The following is a 22,028-nucleotide window of genomic DNA, read 5'->3' as shown; positions in this document are numbered from 1 at the left end:
TGATATCGAAATATGTCCCGCACAAGCCCCGTCAAGCCCGGAATTGCCGGTTACGCTGCAAACCGGGACTTTGATGACGTCAGAGTTAACTGCAATCTCGAAGGACTGCTCATCTTCGATCAAATGTGGCCTTTGACAAGCGACGCCACCCGCCGATGCCAGAGCACGAGGCAAGGCACCACCACGAGCTCCATGCCCAATCCAAGCATATGCCCCGTCGATGGCCGGCCGGCGATGACCAGCGAGGCAAGACGCGCCAGCCCGCCGCAAAAGGTCAGAACTGCCAGAAAGTGGAGCCGCTCTGCCTTCTTCTCGATTGCCGGAATGCAGCTGTACCAGCCAATACCGAAGGCAAGGAACAATCCGGACAGAAAACGGATATGGCTGTCGAGATCAACAGGCACAACGTTCAATCCGAGAAATCCCGCACCTGTCAGGACGCCAGCCAGTCCGGCGGAAACCGGCAGCAGGGCCAGAACGGCGATCGTCGCCTGCAGCATACGCCGCTGCCGGAAATCCTTGGGGCTGATTTGATAGGCCAAGCTCGACATCGCGCATCCTCCCGAGATGGAAGGGTAACGGCTGATGTCTCTTTAGAGTTTCAGGATACAAGCGGAAGTGGATCACATATTGATTCCCGCCCCGACAGGCGTTATCTAGACATCGTGGTGATTTGGCCGGCCGGCTTGCAGCCACGTTAAACAAATCGCTAAAGGGCCGTGGGTGTCACAGCACCCGCATCCCTTCCTCGGTCGGCGTCCATGTCCGTTCGAGTGAAGCCATGCCCATCAAGATCCCTGATTCTCTGCCCGCCGTCGAAACCCTCGTCAAGGAGGGTGTGCGCGTGCTGACCGAAACGGCCGCCATACGCCAGGACATCCGGCCGCTGCAGATCGGGTTGCTCAATCTCATGCCGAACAAGATCAAGACCGAGGTGCAGATCGCCCGCCTCGTCGGCGCCTCGCCGCTGCAGGTCGAGCTGTCGCTCGTGCGCGTCGGCGGCCACAAGGCCAAGAACACATCGGAGGACCATCTCCTGTCCTTCTACGACACCTGGGAAGAGGTGAGGGATCGCAAGTTCGACGGCTTCATCATCACCGGCGCTCCGATCGAGACGCTGGAATACGAGGACGTCACCTATTGGGACGAGATGAAGCAGATCTTCGACTGGACGCAGACCAATGTGCATTCGACGCTGAACGTCTGCTGGGGCGCGATGGCGGCCGCCTATCACTTCCATGGCGTGCCGAAATATGCGCTCAAGGAAAAGGCCTTCGGCGTCTACCGTCACCACAACCTCAATCCCTCTTCCGCCTATCTCAGCGGCTTCTCAGACGATTTCCAGATTCCCGTGTCCCGCTGGACCGAAGTCCGCCGTGCCGACATCGACAAGGTGCCGGAGTTGGAAACGCTGATGGAATCCGATGAAGTCGGCGTTTGTCTGCTGCACGAGAAGAAGGGCAACCGGCTCTACATCTTCAACCATGTCGAATATGATTCGACCTCGCTGTCGGACGAGTATTTCCGCGATGTAAATGCGGGCGTGCCGATCAAGATGCCGCGCAACTATTTCCCGCACAATGATCCGTCGCTGCCGCCGCAGAACCGTTGGCGCAGCCATGCGCATCTTCTGTTCGGCAACTGGATCAACGCCATTTACCAGACGACACCCTATGATCTCGATGATATCGGCAAGGATACGAGGACGGATCAGCAATGAGCGGAAATCTTGAGATCAGGCCGGTTCAGGCCAGCGACGAGCAGGACTGGCGCCGGCTCTGGACGGCCTATCTCGATTTCTATGAAACCACCCTGCCCGAAGACATATACACGCTCACTTTTTCCCGGCTGCTGAGCGGCGACATCAATGAATATGCCGGCCTGCTCGCCATCCTCGATGGAAGGCCGGTCGGCCTCGCGCACATTCTTTTCCACCGGTCCTGCTGGCACCGCAATTCGATATGCTATCTCCAGGACCTGTTCGCAGATCCGGGGATCCGCGGCCAAGGCATTGGCCGGGCCCTAATCGAGGCGGTTTATGCAAGAGCCAAAGACGCAGGAAGCGAAGAAGTCTACTGGATGACGCAGGACTTCAACGCCACGGCGCGCAAACTCTATGACCGGATCGCCGACAAGACCCCTTTCATCATCTACCAGAAAACCTTTTGAGCGTTTTGCCGTGCTGGCCACAAATATTGAGTGAGAAGAACGGGACGGGCCGACTCAGCACCATGAATTGTATGACTTTTCTGTTGCCGCAATCTTCGAAATGACGCAGTTTGCCGCGCGACGGATACCGGGAGGATCAAGGCCGTGAATACAAAGACTGAAACATTCGGGCAGACGCCATCCGGCGAACCGGTCCTTCGCGTCGTTATCAAGAGCGGCGGGCTCACCGCCAATGTCCTCACTTGGGGCGCAATCATCCAGGATCTGCGCCTTGATGGGCATGCGGCACCCCTGGTGCTCGGTTTCGAAACCTTCCCCGATTATCTCGAGCATTCGCCCTATTTCGGCGCAACGCCGGGCCGCAACTCCAATCGCATCGGCGGTGGCCGCTTCAGCATCGACGGAACGGCCTACCAGCTGGAACTGAACGAGAATGACGTCTCGCACCTGCACGGCGGCAGCAACGGCATCGCCAGGCAAAACTGGACGATCCTCAGCCAGTCCGAAAACAGCGTCACGCTGCAGATCGTCGATCCTGATGGTCGCGCCGGCTATCCCGGCAATTGCACGATCACCTGCACCTACCGCCTGAGTGAAGGCGGCGTGCTGTCCGTCGTCTATGAGAGCACGACCGATCGCACCACCATCGCCAATGTCTGCCAGCACAGCTATTTCAACCTCGACGGACTGCCCGACACCTTTGGCCACGACATCATGATCGGTGCCAATCATTATTTGCCGACAGACGCACGACAAATTCCGACTGGTGAAGTGGCGCCGGTAGAGGGAAGCGTCTTCGACCTGCGAACTATGACGGCGATGCGCCGCCAACTGGAAAGTGACGGCGCCCCTTACGATCACAATTTCTGCCTCTCGGCGGAAAGAGTAGCGAAACGAACCGTCGCACTGGTGCGCAGCATCAATTCTGGTGTCTCGATGGAAGTGCGCACGACGGAGCCCGGCATCCAGCTCTACACGGGCTTCAAGATGAATGTCCCGGTCCCGGGCCTGGAAGCCCGGACCTACGGCCCTTTCGCCGGCTTCTGCCTGGAAACACAGATCTGGCCGGATGCCATCAATCATGAGGGTTTCCCGAAGGCCATTCTTCGTCCGGGCGAAACACTGCAGCAGGAGACGGATTACGTTTTCTCGAAGGCGTGATGAAGCGCAGGGTTCTTCCGACCGGCTGAATGCCTTGATGGGGGAACCCACGAAAAGCGGCAGTACACTTAGTTTTCAGGGGTGGCCATACATCCCTGATAGTGACCATCCTGGCAACGCAAATACCCTATACGACGCGGCCGATGGTGGGAATATTTCAGCATAGACAGCCTCGGCTTCCTCATCCGCCTACATCTCAGGCAATTATGAGAACCCGCAGGACCGGCTCCATCTTCTACGCAATAAGCTTACGGCGAATGGCCTCGGCTATGGCCTGCGTGCGATTTGCGGCGCCCAGCTTTTTGATTGCCGCTTTGATATAGCTGTTCACCGTGTCATTCTGGTAGCCTGTCGCTAAAGCGATTGCCTCGCTGGTCAGGCCGCGGCTCGCTTCGGCTAGGCAGGCAAGTTCGCCCCTCGTCAGCCGCAACTGATCGGCTGCGAAACGGTCCATCAGCGGCTTCGTAAAAGCAAAGTGAAGCGGCTCCGACACGAGATTGAGGAAGGCAAGTTCATCCGGCGAAAATGCTGTCGAGCGCGAAAAACTGATCGCGCCATAGATCGTTTCGCCGCGCAAAACAGGAATGAGAACCCGGTTTTGGACATTGAACAAGCGTTGCAGATAGATGAGGCGCGGCGGTGGCTCGTTCGCTGCATAGGCATCGCTCTCGACAACCATCGTCAAAGACGATCTAGCCGCGATTAAAAAGGGGTCAACTTCATAAAGCCGATCAGCCTCATAAGCTTCAAGGAACGCGGGAGGTATATCTGTATCGATAGAAAACCCTTCGCCGAAGCGAAAATGTTCTACATCGAGACCACTGATCACGATGTAGTCAAACGGTACGGCCCGGCGAAGGCGGTCCACCATCGGATTCTGTCCGAAATGACGATGCTTCGGCACAGACCTGAGATCGATATAGGCGTCAAGCGCGTTGGGCGATAGAAGTGAAAGTGGGCTGACAGGCATCGATCATCCGTTGAAATTGTGCAACCGCAGATTTGGCTTGGATTGATTAACACCATATTAACGAAAAATAACACAAAAAAGCACCCAAGATCGATCTGTTGGAAAGCAGGTCGACAATCTTAGATTGCATAAGATTAAATTCACACCATAATTCGTTTTGATTTTATCCAGATATTCTGCATGGCGACGACGCAAAATGCATTAAAACGACGAGCAGTGCGTTGAATGTACGGGCACCCGGAAATGCGGAACGCCTAAACAACATTGCGATTGTCAGTGCATCATCAGGACCGGAACGTCGCAATGTTCGATCATCGATTGTGTGACCCCGCCGAAGAGCCGTTCGCGAAAACGCGAATGGCTATAGGCGCCCATGACGATCATATCCGCGCCGATGTCCCCGGCATGCTGCTTCAGGACATCCGCGACCGGCCGTCCCATGGATGGCAAACGGTCCACGATCACATTAACCCCATGCCTAGCAAGATATGTGGCAATATCCACCCCCGGTTCCTGGCCGCTGGCGGACTCGATCGCCTGTGGATCCACGAGCGTGGCATGCACGGCTTGCGCCGTTGCCATTATGTCCGTCGCCGCGCGGGCGGCAAGTGCTGCTTCCAGACTGCAATCCCAGGCAAGAAGTACGGTTCGCGGCTTGAGGGAGGTATCGATCTCGGCGGGCGTGAAAAGTATCGGGCGTGCCGAACGAAACATGCAGCCATCAATCGCCATGCGATGCAGATCGAGATCCCGTCGCAAGTCGGCGCCGATGATCGTCAGATCGGCATAAAGCGCTCGCTCGCTCAGTCGCTCGGAGGCCAGAGCACTTTCGACGTGCAGGCGCTGCACATCGTGAAGCACAGGTTTCCTGGCCAGGGAGGCCGACAGCCTCGACACATATTCGTCCAGTTGGCGCGCCTCCTTTTCCCTTTCCTCCACCCAGAACAAAGGCACGGTGGATGGCTGGTCGAAGGTCGGCGGCGGCGAGCAAATCAGAACAGCCACAACGGAGAGATGAACATTAGACTCGAGGGCCAGTTCGACAGCCGCTTCGAGATCATTTTCGGCCTGACCGACGCGAAGGACAGCCAAAATTGACTTGAATGCCATAGAGACCTCCGACGGCTGACTTGCCGCTTCCCATCAGGATAGTCTCTGCTCACACCGACGCGTTGATCTGTATCAAGGCCGGACCAGAAATGTGTTTGCCGACATATCCCAATGTCGGCAAACGACGCCCCACTAAACCGTGCTGTGGTTCCGATGCGGTGCCCGGCGGGACGACGAGTTCAAGCAATCCGACGTACCGGCTGGCTGCTCGCATGGTTGCCGGGTCGCTCCGATCCCGGCTCCCGAATGGCCGTCCGACGGTTCAGGGTGAAGGTCTGCACCAATTCTGTCAGCCGGGTCGACCCCTCCGACAAGGTATGGCTGACAGCAGAGGTCTCCTCGACCATTGCCGCATTCTGCTGCGTCATCTGGTCGAGTTCGTTGACGGCCGTACTGATCTGCTGGAGACCGACCGATTGTTCGGCTGAGGCTCTCGCGATCGCATCGACATTCTGCGTTATGGTGGTGACATAGGTTCCAATGCGTTGAAGGGCCGTGCCTGTCTCGCCGACAAGTTTGACGCCAGAATTGACCTCGGTCCCGGAATTGGCAATCAGTGTCTTGATCTCCTTCGCGGCGGTGGCGGAGCGCTGAGCCAGTTCACGCACCTCCTGGGCCACAACCGCAAATCCCTTGCCGGCATCCCCGGCACGCGCGGCCTCAACGCCGGCGTTCAGGGCAAGCAGATTCGTCTGGAAGGCAATTTCATCGATAACACCGATAATCTGGCTGATCTCTCCGGACGAGCGCTGGATGCGCGTCATCGCCTCGATCGCGCTGTTGACGACACCGCTGGACTGGGCGGCGCAATCGCGTGCTTCCAGCACAAGGGCCCTTGTCTCCTGCGCGCGCTCGGAAGAGCCCTTCACGGTCGCGGTGACTTGTTCGAGAGCCGCTGATGTCTGTTCCAGCGCTGCGGCCTGCTGTTCGGTGCGCTTGGCGAGATTGTCGGAGGCGGTCCGCATTTCCATGCCGTTGTCATGGATCACCTTTGTGGTGTCGAGGACGTTGATCAGTGTCGACTGAAATGCCCCAATCGCATTGTTGAAGTCTCTCCGAAGTGCATCGAACTGGTAGTCGAAGGGTTCGTCGATCGTCATGCGGATGTTGCCTTCCGCAAGGCGCCCCAAGCCCGCTCCCAACGTATCCACGACCACCTGCAGAGACTTCGCCTGTTCCAGCCGCATACGTTGCCGCTCGGCCTTCTCGGCATCGCTGACGAGCCTTGCCTCTTCAGCTTCGAGGCGCAGGCGCTTGCGCTCGAGCGCCGATTGGCGGAAGACCTCGACGGCTTTTGCCATGGTCCCGATTTCATCATTCCGGCCCGAGAAGGGTACGTCCTTCGACAAGTCGCCACTCGCCAGGACAGACATATAACGAGTAATGTTGCCAAGCGGGGCGATAGCCCGAAAGCGAATGAACCAAATGCCGGCGAGAAAGGCGACAACCGACAAGCTGCTTCCGATTCCTGCCAACAGGCCAAGCCGGGAGGATGTCTCGTCGGCGATCGCTTCTTCGCTCTGAAGGTGAAGTGTCGCCATCGAAACAAGCTCGCGAATTGCCGCATCATGCGCCCAGAACTGAGTGGACAGATTGCCAAGGGCGATCCGCATCTCCTCCAGATTGCCGCCGAGCGATGCCGTTTTGAACTGCGACGTGAATGTCTGCCAGAAAAGGTCGCCCTTGCTCAGCACGTCAGTTGCCAGTTTGCTCTTGAGGTCCGCAGGTAGATCCGACGCAGCCCAGAAGGCCCGGCGTGCGTCATAGTCCACTTTCAGGGACTCGATCTTTTCGATGTCGAACGCTGCCTTTTCCGGCCTTACCACGATTTCGTTCGCCAGCATGTAGGCTTCAACAACGTAGAGCGGGGGCGGCAGAATGTCGGCGATGAGGTCCTTGCCGTCCACGATCATACCATAGACCGGTCCATTCACGCGCAAACGCTCCAGCGTGTAAAACTGGATGCCGATCGAAGCAATCAATCCGGTGGTGACGAATACGGCAAAAGCAAGCAGCAAGCGAGAAATCGCGAGATGACGCATGGGAGAACCCTGGCTTGAGAAGACATTCCGAGCCGACATCATGTCAAAGTGGTAAAACCTTACCTGCTAACCCATTGATATTACGGCGCGCGCACTAAGAAAGACTTAAGGCCGATATTTACTCTGCAGACAGGTTTCTGCCTAAGATTGCTCTTGCAACCAATTCGCCACCCTCGGGAAGCCAAGAGAACGCGTCCGACCGGCAGGTATTGGACACTCAGGCCTTCCATCACTCCGCGGGCACAGATTGCCAGATCGGACATCGCCAAGACCAAAGTAGAGTGCCCACCTAGCGCTTTTTCGTCTTGTTGCCGCGGGGGCCTGTCATCACGGGTGTGTTGCTGCGGTTTTCCTGCCCCAGCTTGCGCCAGCGCTCGAGGCGCTCGGCGTTGAGCGTACCCGCACGAACCGCCGCCTGGACCGCGCAGCCGGGTTCGTGGTCATGCGTGCAATCGCGAAACCGGCATTGGGGCGCAAGATCGGTGATCTCCGAAAACAAGGCGTCGATCCCCTCGGCGGAATCGCTGACATGCAGCGTCCGAAGCCCCGGTGTGTCGATGACCCACCCCCGCCCTTGATGGCATGAAGGGAGCGCGCCGTGGTCGTGTGGCGCCCCTTGGCGTCGTGCTCGCGAATGCCCCCGGTTTTCTGGCGCGCATCCTGCTCCAATCCGGCAAGCGTGTTCACAAGCGTGGATTTGCCGACGCCGGATGACCCGACAAGCGCGACGGTCGAGCCAGCCGTGCACCATGGCGCAAGAATGGCACCCGCCTGCCCGGATCGGGCATCGAGCACCATGACGTCAAGATCGCGCTGGAGCGCTATTGCCTCCATGCGGTAGGTCTCGGCATCCTCGACCGTATCCGCCTTGGTCAAAAGCATGACCGGCACGATATCGCTCTGATTGGCAAGCGCGAGATAACGCTCGAGACGGGCGATATTGAAATCGGCATTGCACGAGGTGACGATGAAGAGCGTGTCGATATTGGCGGCGGCGAGCTGTTGCCCGATTCGCCCGTCGGTCCGCCGTTGCAGAAGTGTTCGGCGATCCAGCCGACGCAGCAGCATCCCGCTCTGCGCATCGACGGTGACCCAGTCCCCGACGGCATAATCGGCCGTGCTGCTGCGCTTTGGCAGTTCGAGCTCGATCTCGCCGGCCAATGACAGGGCCGTCAGGCGCGTGCGATGAACCCTTGCAATCCTGGCCGGCACGAAACCCGCTTCATCCGTCTCGACCTGCTCGGCGAAAAAACGCGACCAGCCGAGAGCCGCCAACGCCGTTGCATCGTTCAAAGCCGTGGCCTGACCAGGAAATCTCGTGCCGCGTTCATGGGACATTCCGCACCGAATAGAAAAACTCTCATTGAGACCATTCCTTAGCAGGCGGCGCGCGTTCATGCACCATGGTTTCGAGCCTTGCGCTGACCAGGCGCGCCTTCGATCCATACCGCGCGCCGCTTCGTCGCAGGAGGACGACAGGATGATGAAATCCATGCGCGCATCCGCTATCGCGGATGCTCTGGACAAATATGACAACGCTTCTATGTTCTTCTCTGAGGAGAGTTGGCGTCCTCCGGCACAGCCGGAGCCGGTATTCGATGCAACGAGGAGGGTTGTCATCGAATCGATAAAAAACCGCGGTACTGCGGTCTATCACCACGATTCATCATCATTGGAGGAAATCATGTTCAAACGTTCTTTGGCCGCATCGACGGCACTTTTTGCTCTGTCCGTCGGATTGCCGACCGGCGCCAACGCCGCCACGGAGCTGCAATGGTGGCACGCGATGACCGGCGCCAACAACGAAGTCGTCAACCAGTTGGCCAAGGAATTCAATGAAAGCCAGAGCGAGTACACGATCACGCCGGTTTTCAAGGGCACCTATCCGGAGACGTTGAACGCGGGCATCGCCGCATTCCGCTCACAGCAGGCCCCGGCCATCATTCAGGTGTTCGACGCGGGCAGCGGCGTCATGATGGGCGCCGAGGGCGCGATCGTACCGGCCGCGGAGGTTCTGCAGAAGGGTGGTTACACCTTCGACAAATCGCAATATCTCGCGGGCATCGCGGCCTATTATTCCAAGCCCGACGGCACCATGCTGTCCTTCCCCTACAACTCGTCCTCGCCGATCATGTATTACAACAAGGACGTCTTCGCGAAGGCCGGTCTCGACGCCGAGAACCCGCCCAAGACCTGGCCGGAAGTGTTCGAAGCCGCCAAGAAGATCAAGACAAGCGGCGCTGGCGCCTGCGGCCTGACCTCGACATGGCTGACCTGGATCCAGACCGAGAACTTCGCGGCCTGGAACAATGTTGCCTATGCCACGAATGAAAACGGCCTGGGCGGCGGCGACGTCAAGCTCGAATTCAATTCCCCACTGTTCGTCCAGCATTTCCAGGCGATCGCAGACCTCGCCAAGGACCAGACGTTCCGTTACGGCGGCCGCACCTCCGAGGCCAAGCAGCTTTTCATGTCCGGTGAATGCGCCATCCTGACCGAATCGTCCGGTGGCCTCGGCGACATCATCAAATCAGGTGTGAATTATGGCATCGGCCAGTTGCCCTATTACGAAGGAAACGGACCGCAGAACACGATCCCCGGCGGCGCCAGCCTTTGGGTCTTTGGCGGCAAGAGCGACGCGGAATACAAGGGTGTCGCCGAGTTCTTCAATTTTCTCTCGCAGACCAAGATCCAGGTGCGCCTGCATGAGGTCTCCGGCTATATGCCCGTGACCAATGCCGCCTATGAGGAAACCAAGAAGTCCGGCTTCTACGACAAGAATCCGGCCCGCGAAACGCCGATCCTGCAGATGATGGGCAAGGCGCCGACGGAAAACTCCAAGGGCGTGCGCCTCGTCAACCTGCCGCAGGTTCGTGACATCATGAACGAGGAATTCGAAGCCATGCTCGCCGGACAGCAGGACGCAAAGGCGGCCCTCGACAAGGCCGTCGAGCGCGGGAATGCGGCGATTGCAGAAGCAGTCGGCAACTAAGTAGGACGGGCAGGATGCCGTTCGCATGCCGTGTCGCACGGCATCCTGCCCACACCCCCGCTTGGCCGTGCCGCCTGAGGAGAATTTCGTGCACAACGTCGCATTTCCGAACAAGATTCTGCCCTACCTGCTTCTTGCGCCGCAGATTATCCTGACGGTCATATTTTTCTTCTGGCCAGCGAGCCAGGCCCTGTACCAGTCCATGGTTCGACAGGACCCCTTCGGTCTCAAAAGCGGTTTCGTCGGTCTGGCAAACTTCAGGAACGTGCTTGCCGATCCGAGCTATATCCACGCCTTGCAGGTTACCCTCGTTTTCAGCCTTTTGACCGCTCTCGTGTCGATGGCTGTTGCCCTGCTGCTTGCGACCGCCGCCGACAAGGTCGTGCGCGGCCAGGGTTTCTACCGCACGCTTCTCATCTGGCCCTACGCAGTGGCCCTGGCCGTCGCCGGCATGCTCTGGCTCTTCATGTTCAATCCGGCGATGGGGACACTCGCCTATCTCTTGCGCCGCAACGGCTTTGCCTGGGATCCGCTCCTGAACGGCGATCAGGCCATGGCGCTGGTCGTTGTTGCCGCGGCGTGGAAGCAGATCAGCTACAATTTCCTGTTCTTCGTCGCCGGACTGCAGGCCATTCCGAAATCGCTGATCGAGGCAGCCTCGATCGATGGCGCGCGGGGAAATCGCCGCTTCTGGACGATCGTCTTCCCGCTTCTGGCGCCGACGACCTTCTTCCTGCTCGTCGTCAACACCGTCTATGCGTTCTTCGACACCTTCGGCATCATCCATTCCGTCACCGGCGGTGGCCCGGCCAAGGCGACGGAAACCCTGGTGTACAAAGTTTACAATGATGGCTTCGTCAATCTCAACCTCGGTTCATCAGCGGCGCAGTCCGTCATCCTGATGATCATCGTGATCGCCCTGACGGCCTTCCAGTTCCGCTTCGTCGAGAAGCGCGTGCATTATGGTTGAGAGCAAGACATGATCGAAAAACGCCCTATCGCTTCGCTCTTTGGCCATTTCATCCTGATCATCGGCATCATCATCGTTGCCTTTCCGATCTATTATACCTTCATCGCCTCGACGACGACGTCGGAGGCGATTATCCGGCCGCCCATGTCGCTCCTGCCCGGCGGGCATATGTTGGAAAATTATACGGAAGCGATGTCGGGCGGCGTCGAGCGGGTTGTCGGCGTCAGCCTCGAGCGGCTGCTTTTCAATTCGTTTTTCGTCGCGATCGCGATCGCCGTCGGCAAGATCGTCATTTCCTTCCTGTCCGCGTTTGCCATCGTCTTCTTTCGCTTCCCGTTCCGCATGGTCTTCTTCTGGATGATCTTCCTGACGCTGATGCTGCCGGTCGAGGTCCGCATTCTGCCGACTTACAAGGTCATCGTCGATCTCGGGCTGATCGATACCTATGCCGGCCTGACGCTTCCACTGATGGCCTCGGCGACGGCGACCTTCCTGTTCCGGCAGTTCTTCCTGACCATTCCGGGCGAACTGGTCGAGGCCGCGCGCATCGACAATGCCGGCCCCTTCCGCTTCATGCGCGATATCCTGCTGCCCCTGTCGAGCACCAACATCGCAGCCCTGTTCGTGATCCTGTTCATCTATGGCTGGACGCAATATCTGTGGCCGCTGATGGTGACCAACGACGCCAAGATGAACACGATCATTATCGGGCTGCGCCGCATGGTCGATTTCACCGATGCCTCCACCCCGTGGAACTATGTGATGGTCACGGCGATCCTCGCCATCATCCCCCCATTCTCGTCGTCGTGCTCATGCAGCGATGGTTCGTCAAAGGTCTCGTGGAGACGGAGAAATAATGGCCAATATCGTCCTGAAAGACGTTCGCAAGAATTATGGCGCGACGGAGGTCATCAAAGGCATTTCGCTCGATATTGCCGATGGTGAAATGCTGGTGCTCGTCGGTCCGTCCGGATGCGGGAAGTCCACACTCCTGCGGATGATTGCCGGGCTCGAGAGCATCACAGCCGGCACGATCGCCATTGGCGGCCGCACCGTCAACGACCTCGAACCGTCCGAGCGCGATATCGCCATGGTCTTCCAGAACTACGCGCTCTATCCGCATATGACGGTGCGCCAGAATCTGGCCTATGGCTTGAAGAACCGCAAAACGCCGCCGGCGGAAATCGACCGGCGGATTGCCTCTGCGGCCAAGGCGCTGGAAATCGAGCCCTTTCTTGATCGCAAGCCGCGGCAATTGTCCGGCGGTCAGCGCCAGCGCGTTGCCATGGGTCGGGCGATCGTCCGCGAACCTGCCGCCTTCCTCTTCGACGAACCCCTGTCGAACCTCGATGCCAAACTGCGCGTGCAGATGCGCGTCGAGATCAAGCGGCTGCAGCGGGCGCTTGCAACCACGAGCGTTTACGTCACCCATGACCAGATGGAAGCCATGACGCTCGCCGACAGGCTCGTCGTCTTGAACGCCGGCCGCATCGAGCAGGTGGGAACGCCGATCGAACTCTACGAAAAGCCGGCAACGACCTTCGTCGCGACTTTCATCGGATCGCCCTCGATGAACCTTTTGCCGATGGAGACCTCGAAACACTGGTCGGTCGCAGACAGCCTTGCCGTACCATCAGGTACCATAACGCTCGGGGTCCGGCCGGAAGACCTGTACCTGCCGGAACCGGAAACACCGGAGAGCGCGTTCAGCGTAAACGTCAAAGTCCTGGCCGTCGAACTGGTCGGCGCCGAAAGCTACGTGCACGCCATCCTGCCCGATCAGCAGCAGATCGCCTTCCGTGTGCCCGGTCGCTCGCGCATCGTCATCGACGATGTCATGACCGTACAAGCCGGCGCGCAGAGCCTGCATTTCTTCGGTAAAGCCGGTGAAAGGCTGGCCTGAATGCGATGACGGAAGAATATCATCGCCGGCAGAAAATGAGGCTTTGTTCCGGGGCTCGCACGCGGGTTGAAATGGAAATCGAGGCCAGTGTGCGCCGGGAAGGTCATTTCTAAACGCAAGTCGCCGTGTAGCCAGTGCAGCAGCTTGCCGTTGCTCTGGTTGTCTATCAGTGCCAGATCGTCCGGTCCTCGGAAAACGGTTTTCACCGCTCTGGAGAGCCATAGGCAGGCGAGATTGAAAAATCCCCGCCGCTCCGGCTAACAGGCCACTTGCCGAACTCGCCCGGGAAATGCGGCGCAGACCAACCGGAAGATGAAGCCCCCGTCGATAACACATCGCTCCAGATCACGGCGTTCAGATTACCACCATCTTGTCGGCTTGAAGTGCCCGGCATTGCTTTCGAGAATATGCCCCACCTGAAACAGAGTGCATTCATCGAATGGCCTGCCAATAAGTTGGAGGCCAAGGGGCAAGCCGTCTTTGTTTAACGCCGATGGAACAGACATACTGGGAAGACCGGCCATGTTCACTGTTACAGTAAATATATCGTTCAGGTACATGGCGACCGGGTCGGTGATTTCACCGGGAGCAAAAGGTAATACCGGCGTCGTTGGGGTCAAGATGACATCGACACCACTTTGCCAAGCACGATCAAAGTCACTCTTGATAAGAGTGCGAACTTTCTGAGCTCTCAGGTAGTAGGCATCGTAGTAACCGGCTGAGAGCACATATGTGCCAATCAGAATGCGCCGCTTCACCTCCGCGCCAAACCCTTGCGCGCGAGTGTTTTCATACATTTCTAAAACGTCCGCGCCGGGAATGCGCAAACCGAAACGAACACCATCGTAGCGGGCCAAATTGGATGAAGCTTCTGCGAGAGCAACGATGTAGTAAGCAGGGAGAGCGTATTTGGTGTGAGGCATAGCAATATCAACAATTTCTGCGCCAGCATCCTTCAGCCAGTCGGCGCCCTTCCGCCAAAGCTCTTCAATCTCTGCTGGCATGCCATCAACGCGATATTCCGTCGGGATTCCTATTTTCAGCCCCCTTATCGATTTGCCGATCGCAGCCTCGTAGTCGGGCACGGCAATATCCATCGACGTGGTATCTTTCGGATCAACGGAAGCCATTGATTTCAGCAGGATTGCGCTGTCTTGTACCGTGCGAGTGATCGGACCAGCCTGATCCAGAGAAGAGGCAAACGCAACGATGCCCCATCTTGAACACCGACCATAAGTCGGTTTGATTCCAACCGTACCGGTAAAGGCTGCGGGCTGCCGGATGGAGCCGCCGGTATCAGTGGCGATCGCGCCCATGCAAAGATGGGCAGCGACTGCAGCGGCGGAGCCGCCGGAGGAACCGCCGGGAACCAAATTCTGATCTGAACGCGTTTTTCGCCATGGGTTAATGACGCCGCCATAACAGGATGTCTGAATAGCCCCTAGATTTATAGACGCCTTCTCCCCTAAATTTGAGGCAGGAGGCCTACATGGGCAAAGGCAATTTCACAGAAGATTTCAAGCGTGACGCGGTGCGTCAGATCACCGAGCGGGGCTATCCGGTAACGGAGGTTTCGCAGCGGCTGGGGGTCAGCCAGCATTCGCTCTATGAGTGGAAGAAGAAGTTCGGCACATCGAACGGCAAGGCCAACGACGAGGTCGACGAGATCAGGCGGCTGAAGAAGGAACTAGCTCGCGTCACCGAGGAGCGCGACATCTTAAAAAAGCGGCCGCGTATTTCGCCAGGGATGCAAAGTGAAGTACGCGTTCATTGCCCTGCATCGCTTGCAATTTTCGGTGCGGACGATGTGCCGCCTTCTGCGGGTTCATCCCAGTGGATTTTACACCTGGCTGAAGAACCCGCAGAGCGGGCGGGCCAACGAGGACAGGCGACAGACCGATCTGCTCCTGAAGGCGTGGGAAGAGAGTGGCAAGGTCTACGGTTATCGCAAGCTGCACGACGACCTTCTCGATCAGGGAGAGACATGTTGCCCGAACCGGGTGGCGCGCCTGACCCGCCTCGCCGGGATCAAGGCGCAGATTGGCTACAAACGCCGTCCCGGCATCTACGGCGGCAGGCCTGCCGTCGCTATCGACAACACGCTCGACCGGCAATTTGACGTAGCGGCTCCGGACAAGGTCTGGGTCACGGACATCACCTACATCCGAACTTGCGAAGGTTTTGCTTATCTGGCCGTCGTCATCGACCTCTATTCCCGCCGGGTCATCGGATGGGCACTGCAGAGCCGCCAAACCACCGACGTCGTATTGCAGGCTCTGCTCATGGCGGTGTGGCGACGTAAACCGAAGGACAAAGTGCTAATCCACTCGGATCAGGGCTCGCAATTCACCAGCATGGACTGGGCCTCATTCCTCAAGCACCACAATCTGGTTCACTCGATGAGCCGACGCGGCAACTGCCATGACAACGCGGTGGCCGAAAGCTTCTTCAATCTTCTGAAGCGAGAGCGGATACGTTGCAGGGTCTACCGTTCACGCGATGAAGCTCGCCAGGACGTGTTCGACTACATCGAAATGTTCTACAACCCGAAACGCAAACACGTCAGGAACGGGATGCTGTCACCCGTCGAGTTCGAAAAGCAGCAAAAAACGTAACCCGAGGGTGTCTACAAAACTCGGGGCTATTCAGTCTCATTGGAGGAACCCATGGCAAACTCATCCATGTTAAGCTTACCGAGCATAACCGCGCCTTGGGCCCAGAGATTAGCCGTGACAGTCGATTCATAGGGTGGTTTGAAGCCCGCCAGAATTCGACTGCAGGCCTGAGTGTGAACATGTTTGGTAGCAAAGAGATCTTTAATGCCAATTGGAATTCCCTCCAAAGCGCCAGCATTGCCTCTTTCTATTCTCTCGTCGGAGGCTTTAGCCATGGTACAGGCCAGATCGCCAGTCACGGCCACATAGGTGTTCAAGGCGTTGTTAGCCGAAGCAATGTTGGTAAGAACCGCTTCTGTGAGTTCCCGAGACGTAAACTCTTTATCTTTTAGGCCTTTCCGTGATTGGGCTATCGTCAGCATCGCAAGATTGGCCATAAAATTCTCTCCCTAAAGCAGGCGGGACTGCGAAATTAGGCCCCGAGCGAAGATGATAATATTATGGCGTCGGAGGGAAACTGAATTTTTGCACAACTATAGGATTATCGACCCATGATGCTGACCGAGCAAAGGAGCGCCTGATGGACCTACAAACCGTTTTGACATTTTGCTTTGCATTTTTCGTTTTTGCAGCGAGTCCTGGACCCGACAATCTCACGATCCTGTCGAAAACGGTCTCCAGCGGCCCCGCGCATGGAATTGCCTATGGCGTTGGTGTCGTTTTCAGCATCTTCCTGTTCGTCATTCTGGCCGCGATCGGTTTCAACGCCGTGGCTCAGTACATGAACGATAACCTGCGCTTCATCCAGTATGTCGGCGCCATCTATCTGATCTATACGGGCATCATGATGTGGCGCGCGAAACCGAACATAAAGCCCCGGATTATGCGCGGCGGCCTGATTCGCCTCTTCCTGACGGGGTTCCTGCTCAACATCAGCAATCCAAAGATGCCGATATTCTATTTGGCGCTTCTTCCCGGCGTCCTGGGCATTCGCCCGCTCACGTTTTACGATACGGTGGAATTGCTGGTGATCATCGCTCTGATTGAAGTGATCGTCATCGGAGGGCATGTCTTCATCGGCTTCAAGGCAAAGAATGCGCTAAGTGACCCGAAGAAAATCGGTCTTTTGAACCGAGGTTCCGGGGCGCTGATGGTGGGAGCCGGAGTCTTGGTCGCGAGTCGTTAGCGAGCCCCCTGCCCGTCTGAGCGGGCAGCCGATTTGGTCAGAGGCTAACGGTGCAAGGTAAGCGATGTTGGGCCGCCACCGTTTTGTGGTCGAGCGCGCGCATATGCTATAGCATTGAAGGCGGATCGTCTCTCGCGAGGTAGAGAGCTGGCTCGGGAAATCTGGAATGAAACTGCTAATTGTTGTACCGTGGAACGAGGCGATCACGCGTGAGGGGAGAGTGAGGGCAAGCCTAAATCCTAACGGCGAAAAGTCCATCGTGACTTTTGCTGCGAGTTGAACCGCAAGCACTCGCTCGAAAAGCATGCTGCCGAACCCCTTTCGGGTCGGAGTTTCGACCAGCGGTCCTCCCCGCTCCCTCCATGTTAGAGTAAGCTGGTCATTGTCTTCACCGGACATGACGGTCCAGTCGATTTCCAACACACCCGTTGCGACGGACAGAGCACCATGTTTGACTGAGTTTGTCGCCAGCTCATGGAGTGCCATGCCAAGCGGGACAGCTTGATCGGCATTCAGCGCCACCTGGGGGCCGTGTAGCTGAATTCTGTCGCCGTCGTTGTAGTGCGCCAGTTCCGCGGCGAGTATTTCGCCCAGCGAAGCTGTTTGCCAATAATCATCCGTTAGAAACGCATGAGTCCGTGCGAGTGATTGAACTCTGGCTGAAAAAGTCTTGTAGAAAACATCAATCGTCGCTGACGACCGCGCAGTGGCACCCAACACCGCTTGAACGTTGGCGAGCGTGTTTTTCACGCGGTGATGCAACTCACGGATAAGAAGTCGCTGCCTCTCATCCGAGCGGTCACGTTCATCGAGGAGGGTCTTGACTTCAAGTTGGCGCCGACGCGCGCGAACGGCAGAACGCACGGCCGCTACCAAGGCCTGTGGACTAAACGGTCTCTCAAGAGTGACCGCATACTCGCTCAAAAAACTCAGGCGAGGATCGACAAGTCCGCCGCCTCGGTGTGTCAAAAGGATCACTGGAAAATCCGACCATGGCGGTTGAACGCTGACCCATTCTGCGAGCCGAACCCGATTTTCGTTTAGGAGCGCTTCATCGGTTATTATGAAGCAAAAGGCAGACTTGAACCGGTCGATGCATTCATTGACGCTGCTACAGATCTCGGAGGTCAGTCCCTCTTCGGCCAGAATTCCAGCCGCAACGGCTGCGTCACGACCGACGGGGGCCAAAATAATCGCGTCGCTGATCTCAGGCATCGCTTTGTCGATTTCCCATGAGATCATCTCTGGCTCCATGATATCTCGGGACGCCCGTCAAAACGCCGGAAAATTCATCGAGCGCCTTGCCGACAGAGAGGCCCGCCGCGGACAGGGTGAATTCCCGGATTGTGTCTTCGTGCGTGCCGGTACGTTTTTTAATCACGGATACAGCGCGCCGAATCCGGCCCTGAGCCTCAAAGTAACGAACCAAAATGACGGTATCGCTGAGGTATGTGAGATCCACTTGTGTATTCATTTGTCCCACCAGGCCGTGATTGGCGAGCAGCAGCAACGTTGCAATCCCCTTTTGGTTCAGGTAGGTGCTGATTTCGTGCATCTGCAAAACGAGGTATTGCTCTTCCGGCATCGCATTGAGGTAGCCTGTCAGGCTATCAACGACCACGATTTTGGCGGCCTGAACTTCGACGGCAAATTGTATGCGGCTCGCGAGTTCCCCAGGCGTTAGTTCGGCCGGGTCAATCTGATCGAGCTTCAACAGACCGCTTGCAAGATACGCCTCTAACGGCATCCCCATGCCTGCAGCGCGTTTCTTCACGACCCGAAGAGTTTCGTCAAAAACCATGAAGTAGCACGGTTCGCCTCTCTGCAGTGCAGCATACACATAGGTAAGGGCAATCGATGACTTGCCGGTGCCCGATGGACCCATGAGCAGCGTGGTCGTGCCCCGTGCCAGACCACTCTTCATCAGAACATCCAGATCCGTGTTGCTGCGAGCGTCATTCCCCCTTCCTCAACAGAATGATCAGCGGCCACAAGACGCGGAAACACAGTTACCCCTCCGTGGCGGATAACGAAATCATGATAACCGCCGCGGATTTCTACACCGCGCATTTTGATGAGGCGCAGACGCCTCCGCTCCCCACCATAGATTGGCACAAGTTGTTCCAGCCGGAGGACACCATGGCAGACGCTGTGAAGATTGAGATCATCCTGCCCGCCAGTGAGATCGTCGAGCATCAGAACGGTGCTACTGCCAAGAAGGAAAAAACTTTTTAGGGCGAGAACCTGGCGTCGATATCTGAGCGTTCCTTGTGACAAAAGCCGAATTTCCGACAAGGAATCGAACACGACACGGTCTGGTTTGAGACGATCAACCTCCGCCAATACCATCTCGACAGTCTCGCCGAGTTCCAGATCAGACGAATGAACGAGGGTCTGCCTATGTCTGGGATCAAGGCTCAGTTCGGGTGGGATCAGTTCGAATATTTCGATGCCGGTTAAATCAAATCCGTGTCGGGACGCAACGGAACGCAATTCACGTTTGCTCTCGGACAGCGTGATATAGAGGCATCGTTCGCCGGCATCACGACCATCAATCAAAAACTGCAAGCCAATCGTCGTCTTTCCGCTCCCCGGCCTACCCTCAACGAGATGCGAGCGGCCTCGGGCAAAACCGCCGCGCAGCACATGGTCAAGCCCCGGCACACCGGAAGAGATCGGAATAGCGTCAGCCTCAGATTCAATATTGGTTTGCATAGGATATCCTTACGGTTCTCTATGCAAATTGGGACAAGGCTCTGAGTTTTCAACTCACACCGGCACCCGATATGGCAAGTTTCGGTGGGTCATAACCCAGAATTCACATTCGCTTTTTTGCGTGGTGACTTGGCGGATTAGGGACGTAGCTTTTCCTGTCAGTGCTGGCCCCGGAAAACGGCTACTCGTGACCGGGAAGACCCTCTCCGGCCAGCCCGGTTCCATAGTCTTCAAACGGTGCGGCGGGCGACATCAAAGCCCTCTGGCCTTAGCTCTTCCCGCATGCGCCGAAATAGCCAAGGTTCAGCCACGCACTCGACGCATTCTTGTCTTCAGGTCCGTGTTAATGCAGCGATAAGCCCACAGGTAATCCACAGAAGTTGGCCAGCGATGTGTTAAATCTTGCGGAGGCGACGAACGGCCTCCATACAGGGGCAATGACGCTTGATTCGAAAATATTCGTGGGTCTTAAATCCGCTCGCAAAAAGTCGGCCTCCGCCAGCGAGCCTACTGGCCCGAAATGCCAATGGGACGGTTGTGATCGCGTGGGCACGCATCGCGCCCCTGTCGGGCCCGGCGCCGAAGGTCTTTATCTGTTGTTCTGTATCGAACACGTGAAAGAATACAACAAGGGATACAGTTACACGACGGCTCCATCAAACGCCGACGTTGCGCGCTATCAAAAGGAAGCGACAACCGGCAGTCGTCCGACGATTGGCAGCAGGGTAAAACAAGCGACTGAAATGCCGCTGCCGTCCACTGTTCGCTCCGGCTCTGCCAAAACATTAAACGCCCGCAGAACTGCTGCTACGCGCCAGACGCAAAACAGCAATCTCCCAGAACGAAAACTCAAGGTGCTCGAAGCCAAGGCTTTCGAAACACTTGGTCTTTCAGGCGCGGCGACACCTGAGGAAATCAAGAGCCGCTATAAAGAAAGGCTCAAGCTGCACCATCCCGACGCCAACCAGGGCAACCGCACCTCCGAGGACGAGCTTCGCGCATCGATCGAGGCGTATAAAATCCTTAAATTGAATGGGTTTTGCTGAGGACACTCGATTTCTGTAGGCCGTCTGAGCCGGCTATAATCTGAAAACCGAGAGAAAACGCCTTATGGATTGAGCAGAGCGCACGCAGAAAGTGTCCAATCTTCCTGATTTCGGCGAACATTGCACCTTGATTGCGAAAATCGTGGCGCTAACCGCTGGCAAAATCCAGGAAAAACTATAAATTGCCGCCGGCCCTTGCGGAATTGCAAGCATCGAAAGGATTAAAATGCAGGTATTGGTTCGCGATAACAATGTAGATCAGGCGCTTCGTGTCCTGAAGAAAAAGCTCCAGCGCGAAGGCGTCTTCCGTGAAATGCGCTTGCGGGAAGCCTTCGAAAAGCCGTCCGTGAAGAGGGCGCGCCAGAAGTCCGAGGCTATTAGCCGTCAGCGCAAGCTTGCGCGCAAACAACTCCAGCGCGATGGCCTTCTGCCGGCTCCAAAAAGAAGCCGACCCCATAAGCGTTCTTTTCTTCGAACCATCCGTCTTTTCTCGGGTTTGATGCCGATTGCGACACAATCGTAGCAATCCTGTCTACCGACCGTTTGGGCGTCCATGGCTGTATTTTTCAGAACGTCCATCATCGACACCACAGCATTCGAGATGATTGAGGAACGGCTCTCGAGCGACACCGATTTCGACGGATACTTCAATGTATTTGGTGCAGACGACGAGATTACCCTGTCCTGGACGCCGGCCACAAGTGCCGGGGAGTTTAAGGAGCAGGTGACGGACGCCTTGCGGTCGGCCTGGCAGAAGGCACGTTTCTGGCTGGTCTACCAGCGTAGCGACAGCCGCAATGATCTTGGCATCAACGAGATCAGAAACGCAGCCATCAGGTTGAGCAGCGCTTATCGCGAATCAGCCGTCATCACTCTTTGCCTGCTCGGACGTATCGACAACAAAGATGATCTCGAGCTGATTTTCGTGTGCTTCCGGGAAGAGGCTGAGCGGCGCAATTTTCGCGTCCGGTATGAAGGCAAATTCGTACCGGATGCACCGCAAGGCTGAACCGGTTCCGGTCGAGGCAGATTTCGCAAACCAGCAGCGACGCCGCCTCACATGCTCGTCCATCCCCCGGACTCCTGTGAGAATTTCACCGGAGTCCGGGATGGAATGGACGGCTTTTCCCCGGAAAACTGGTGTTAGCT

17 protein-coding genes, 5 pseudogenes and 1 riboswitch are annotated in these 22,028 nt (G+C 57.1%); of the genes and pseudogenes, 12 read left to right on the top strand and 10 right to left on the bottom strand.

From position 1 onward, the window contains the following. Positions 1–119: 119 nt before the first annotated feature. A complete protein-coding gene (locus tag P6U16_RS13170) occupies positions 120–551 on the bottom strand; it encodes a DUF4345 domain-containing protein (RefSeq protein WP_277700945.1) in 432 nt (143 codons plus the stop codon). A 104-nt stretch (positions 552–655) separates the two neighbouring features. Continuing rightward, positions 656–733, top strand: a riboswitch (SAM riboswitch). 48 nt (positions 734–781) lie between these two features. Here P6U16_RS13170 and metA point away from each other — a divergent pair. The 3 genes from metA to P6U16_RS13155 all read left to right on the top strand — a co-directional run bounded on the left by metA (position 782) and on the right by P6U16_RS13155 (position 3,330). After that, complete coding sequence (gene metA / locus P6U16_RS13165) at positions 782–1,720, top strand: homoserine O-succinyltransferase (RefSeq protein ID WP_277700944.1); 939 nt, start codon at positions 782–784, stop codon at positions 1,718–1,720. After that, the gene (locus P6U16_RS13160) at positions 1,717–2,169 is read left to right on the top strand and encodes a GNAT family N-acetyltransferase (protein WP_277700943.1); all 453 of its coding nucleotides are present in this window, start codon (positions 1,717–1,719) and stop codon (positions 2,167–2,169) included. Before metA ends, P6U16_RS13160 begins: the two co-directional genes overlap by 4 nt. Positions 2,170–2,313: 144 nt before the next feature. Beyond that, positions 2,314–3,330 carry an aldose epimerase family protein gene (locus tag P6U16_RS13155; protein WP_277700942.1) on the top strand — a complete coding sequence of 339 codons (1,017 nt, stop codon included), beginning with the start codon at positions 2,314–2,316 and terminating at the stop codon, positions 3,328–3,330. A 235-nt stretch (positions 3,331–3,565) separates the two neighbouring features. Here P6U16_RS13155 and P6U16_RS13150 read toward each other — a convergent pair whose 3' ends face one another. The 4 genes and pseudogenes from P6U16_RS13150 to rsgA form a co-directional block, all read right to left on the bottom strand. Beyond that, positions 3,566–4,201 carry a LuxR family transcriptional regulator gene (locus tag P6U16_RS13150; RefSeq protein ID WP_277700941.1) on the bottom strand — a complete coding sequence of 212 codons (636 nt, stop codon included), beginning with the start codon at positions 4,199–4,201 and terminating at the stop codon, positions 3,566–3,568. Positions 4,202–4,573: 372 nt separating this feature from the next. Continuing rightward, entirely contained in the window at positions 4,574–5,410 is an 837-nt protein-coding gene (locus P6U16_RS13145; protein WP_277700940.1) for a universal stress protein, read from the bottom strand. Positions 5,411–5,589: 179 nt separating this feature from the next. Next, positions 5,590–7,452, bottom strand: coding sequence for a HAMP domain-containing methyl-accepting chemotaxis protein (locus P6U16_RS13140; protein WP_277700939.1), 1,863 nt, complete (start codon positions 7,450–7,452; stop codon positions 5,590–5,592). A 289-nt stretch (positions 7,453–7,741) separates the two neighbouring features. After that, positions 7,742–8,790 (bottom strand): annotated as a pseudogene (gene rsgA, locus P6U16_RS13135) (ribosome small subunit-dependent GTPase A). Between the two features lie 346 nt (positions 8,791–9,136). Between rsgA and ugpB the strand changes: the two are divergent. From ugpB to P6U16_RS13115, 4 genes and pseudogenes are all read left to right on the top strand, one after another. Further along, positions 9,137–10,444, top strand: a complete 1,308-nt coding sequence (ugpB, locus tag P6U16_RS13130) for a sn-glycerol-3-phosphate ABC transporter substrate-binding protein UgpB (protein ID WP_277700938.1) — start codon at positions 9,137–9,139, stop codon at positions 10,442–10,444. A gap of 88 nt (positions 10,445–10,532) precedes the next feature. Further along, positions 10,533–11,414: a sn-glycerol-3-phosphate ABC transporter permease UgpA gene (gene ugpA / locus P6U16_RS13125; RefSeq protein ID WP_277700937.1), complete on the top strand. Its 882-nt coding sequence runs from the start codon at positions 10,533–10,535 to the stop codon at positions 11,412–11,414. 9 nt (positions 11,415–11,423) lie between these two features. Continuing rightward, positions 11,424–12,271, top strand: a pseudogene (gene ugpE, locus P6U16_RS13120) (sn-glycerol-3-phosphate ABC transporter permease UgpE). Further along, positions 12,271–13,317: a sn-glycerol-3-phosphate import ATP-binding protein UgpC gene (locus P6U16_RS13115; protein ID WP_277700936.1), complete on the top strand. Its 1,047-nt coding sequence runs from the start codon at positions 12,271–12,273 to the stop codon at positions 13,315–13,317. Before ugpE ends, P6U16_RS13115 begins: the two are co-directional and overlap by 1 nt. A gap of 359 nt (positions 13,318–13,676) precedes the next feature. Here the strand turns inward: P6U16_RS13115 and P6U16_RS13110 are convergent. Beyond that, positions 13,677–14,750, bottom strand: a pseudogene (locus P6U16_RS13110) (amidase family protein); the annotation flags it as partial. A 56-nt stretch (positions 14,751–14,806) separates the two neighbouring features. Between P6U16_RS13110 and P6U16_RS13105 the strand changes: the two are divergent. Beyond that, positions 14,807–15,932, top strand: a protein-coding gene (locus tag P6U16_RS13105; RefSeq protein WP_277700935.1) for an IS3 family transposase whose coding sequence is annotated in 2 segments (ribosomal slippage) — positions 14,807–15,045 and positions 15,044–15,932 — 1,128 coding nt in all. Because the reading frame shifts where the segments join, the coding sequence is not laid out codon by codon here. Positions 15,933–15,964: 32 nt separating this feature from the next. Here the strand turns inward: P6U16_RS13105 and P6U16_RS13100 are convergent. Next, positions 15,965–16,369, bottom strand: a pseudogene (locus P6U16_RS13100) (amidase); the annotation flags it as partial. A 143-nt stretch (positions 16,370–16,512) separates the two neighbouring features. Here P6U16_RS13100 and P6U16_RS13095 point away from each other — a divergent pair. After that, complete coding sequence (locus tag P6U16_RS13095; protein WP_277700934.1) at positions 16,513–17,118, top strand: LysE family translocator; 606 nt, start codon at positions 16,513–16,515, stop codon at positions 17,116–17,118. Here P6U16_RS13095 and P6U16_RS13090 read toward each other — a convergent pair. The 3 genes from P6U16_RS13090 to P6U16_RS13080 are packed head-to-tail and all read right to left on the bottom strand — an operon-like array spanning position 17,032 to position 19,833. Continuing rightward, positions 17,032–18,360 (bottom strand): sensor histidine kinase, encoded by a 1,329-nt coding sequence (locus P6U16_RS13090; protein WP_277700933.1) that lies wholly within the window; start codon positions 18,358–18,360, stop codon positions 17,032–17,034. The genes P6U16_RS13095 and P6U16_RS13090 overlap by 87 nt on opposite strands. Then, a complete protein-coding gene (locus P6U16_RS13085; protein ID WP_277700932.1) occupies positions 18,326–19,042 on the bottom strand; it encodes an ATPase domain-containing protein in 717 nt (238 codons plus the stop codon). The genes P6U16_RS13090 and P6U16_RS13085 overlap by 35 nt, the downstream gene beginning before the upstream one ends. Then, the gene (locus P6U16_RS13080; RefSeq protein ID WP_277700931.1) at positions 19,042–19,833 is read right to left on the bottom strand and encodes an ATPase domain-containing protein; all 792 of its coding nucleotides are present in this window, start codon (positions 19,831–19,833) and stop codon (positions 19,042–19,044) included. The genes P6U16_RS13085 and P6U16_RS13080 overlap by 1 nt, the downstream gene beginning before the upstream one ends. Positions 19,834–20,270: 437 nt before the next feature. On the opposite strand from P6U16_RS13080, the gene P6U16_RS13075 reads away from it, so the two are divergent. The 3 genes and pseudogenes from P6U16_RS13075 to P6U16_RS13065 all read left to right on the top strand — a co-directional run bounded on the left by P6U16_RS13075 (position 20,271) and on the right by P6U16_RS13065 (position 21,888). Further along, a complete protein-coding gene (locus tag P6U16_RS13075; RefSeq protein ID WP_277703840.1) occupies positions 20,271–20,879 on the top strand; it encodes a J domain-containing protein in 609 nt (202 codons plus the stop codon). A 226-nt stretch (positions 20,880–21,105) separates the two neighbouring features. Next, positions 21,106–21,339: pseudogene (gene rpsU / locus P6U16_RS13070) on the top strand (30S ribosomal protein S21); the annotation flags it as partial. 93 nt (positions 21,340–21,432) lie between these two features. Continuing rightward, positions 21,433–21,888, top strand: coding sequence for a hypothetical protein (locus P6U16_RS13065; RefSeq protein WP_277700930.1), 456 nt, complete (start codon positions 21,433–21,435; stop codon positions 21,886–21,888). Positions 21,889–22,028 lie beyond the last annotated feature (140 nt).

The organism is Rhizobium sp. 32-5/1, from assembly GCF_029537235.1.
Taxonomy (GTDB): domain Bacteria; phylum Pseudomonadota; class Alphaproteobacteria; order Rhizobiales; family Rhizobiaceae; genus Pararhizobium.
The sequence above is the reverse complement of the archived record's forward strand: the minus strand, read 5'-3'. Positions and strand labels throughout refer to the sequence as shown.

What these genes read in the sequence shown, in the direction of transcription:
- P6U16_RS13170 (WP_277700945.1), bottom strand. Translation starts at nt 551, where the DNA reads ATGTCGAGCTTGGCCTATCAAATCAGCCCCAAGGATTTCCGGCAGCGG.
- metA (WP_277700944.1), top strand. Translation starts at nt 782, where the DNA reads ATGCCCATCAAGATCCCTGATTCTCTGCCCGCCGTCGAAACCCTCGTC.
- P6U16_RS13160 (WP_277700943.1), top strand. Translation starts at nt 1,717, where the DNA reads ATGAGCGGAAATCTTGAGATCAGGCCGGTTCAGGCCAGCGACGAGCAG.
- P6U16_RS13150 (WP_277700941.1), bottom strand. Translation starts at nt 4,201, where the DNA reads ATGGTGGACCGCCTTCGCCGGGCCGTACCGTTTGACTACATCGTGATC.
- P6U16_RS13145 (WP_277700940.1), bottom strand. Translation starts at nt 5,410, where the DNA reads ATGGCATTCAAGTCAATTTTGGCTGTCCTTCGCGTCGGTCAGGCCGAA.
- P6U16_RS13140 (WP_277700939.1), bottom strand. Translation starts at nt 7,452, where the DNA reads ATGCGTCATCTCGCGATTTCTCGCTTGCTGCTTGCTTTTGCCGTATTC.
- ugpB (WP_277700938.1), top strand. Translation starts at nt 9,137, where the DNA reads ATGTTCAAACGTTCTTTGGCCGCATCGACGGCACTTTTTGCTCTGTCC.
- P6U16_RS13115 (WP_277700936.1), top strand. Translation starts at nt 12,271, where the DNA reads ATGGCCAATATCGTCCTGAAAGACGTTCGCAAGAATTATGGCGCGACG.
- P6U16_RS13095 (WP_277700934.1), top strand. Translation starts at nt 16,513, where the DNA reads ATGGACCTACAAACCGTTTTGACATTTTGCTTTGCATTTTTCGTTTTT.
- P6U16_RS13090 (WP_277700933.1), bottom strand. Translation starts at nt 18,360, where the DNA reads ATGATCTCATGGGAAATCGACAAAGCGATGCCTGAGATCAGCGACGCG.
- P6U16_RS13085 (WP_277700932.1), bottom strand. Translation starts at nt 19,042, where the DNA reads ATGAAGAGTGGTCTGGCACGGGGCACGACCACGCTGCTCATGGGTCCA.
- P6U16_RS13080 (WP_277700931.1), bottom strand. Translation starts at nt 19,833, where the DNA reads ATGCAAACCAATATTGAATCTGAGGCTGACGCTATTCCGATCTCTTCC.
- P6U16_RS13075 (WP_277703840.1), top strand. Translation starts at nt 20,271, where the DNA reads ATGACGCTTGATTCGAAAATATTCGTGGGTCTTAAATCCGCTCGCAAA.
- P6U16_RS13065 (WP_277700930.1), top strand. Translation starts at nt 21,433, where the DNA reads ATGGCTGTATTTTTCAGAACGTCCATCATCGACACCACAGCATTCGAG.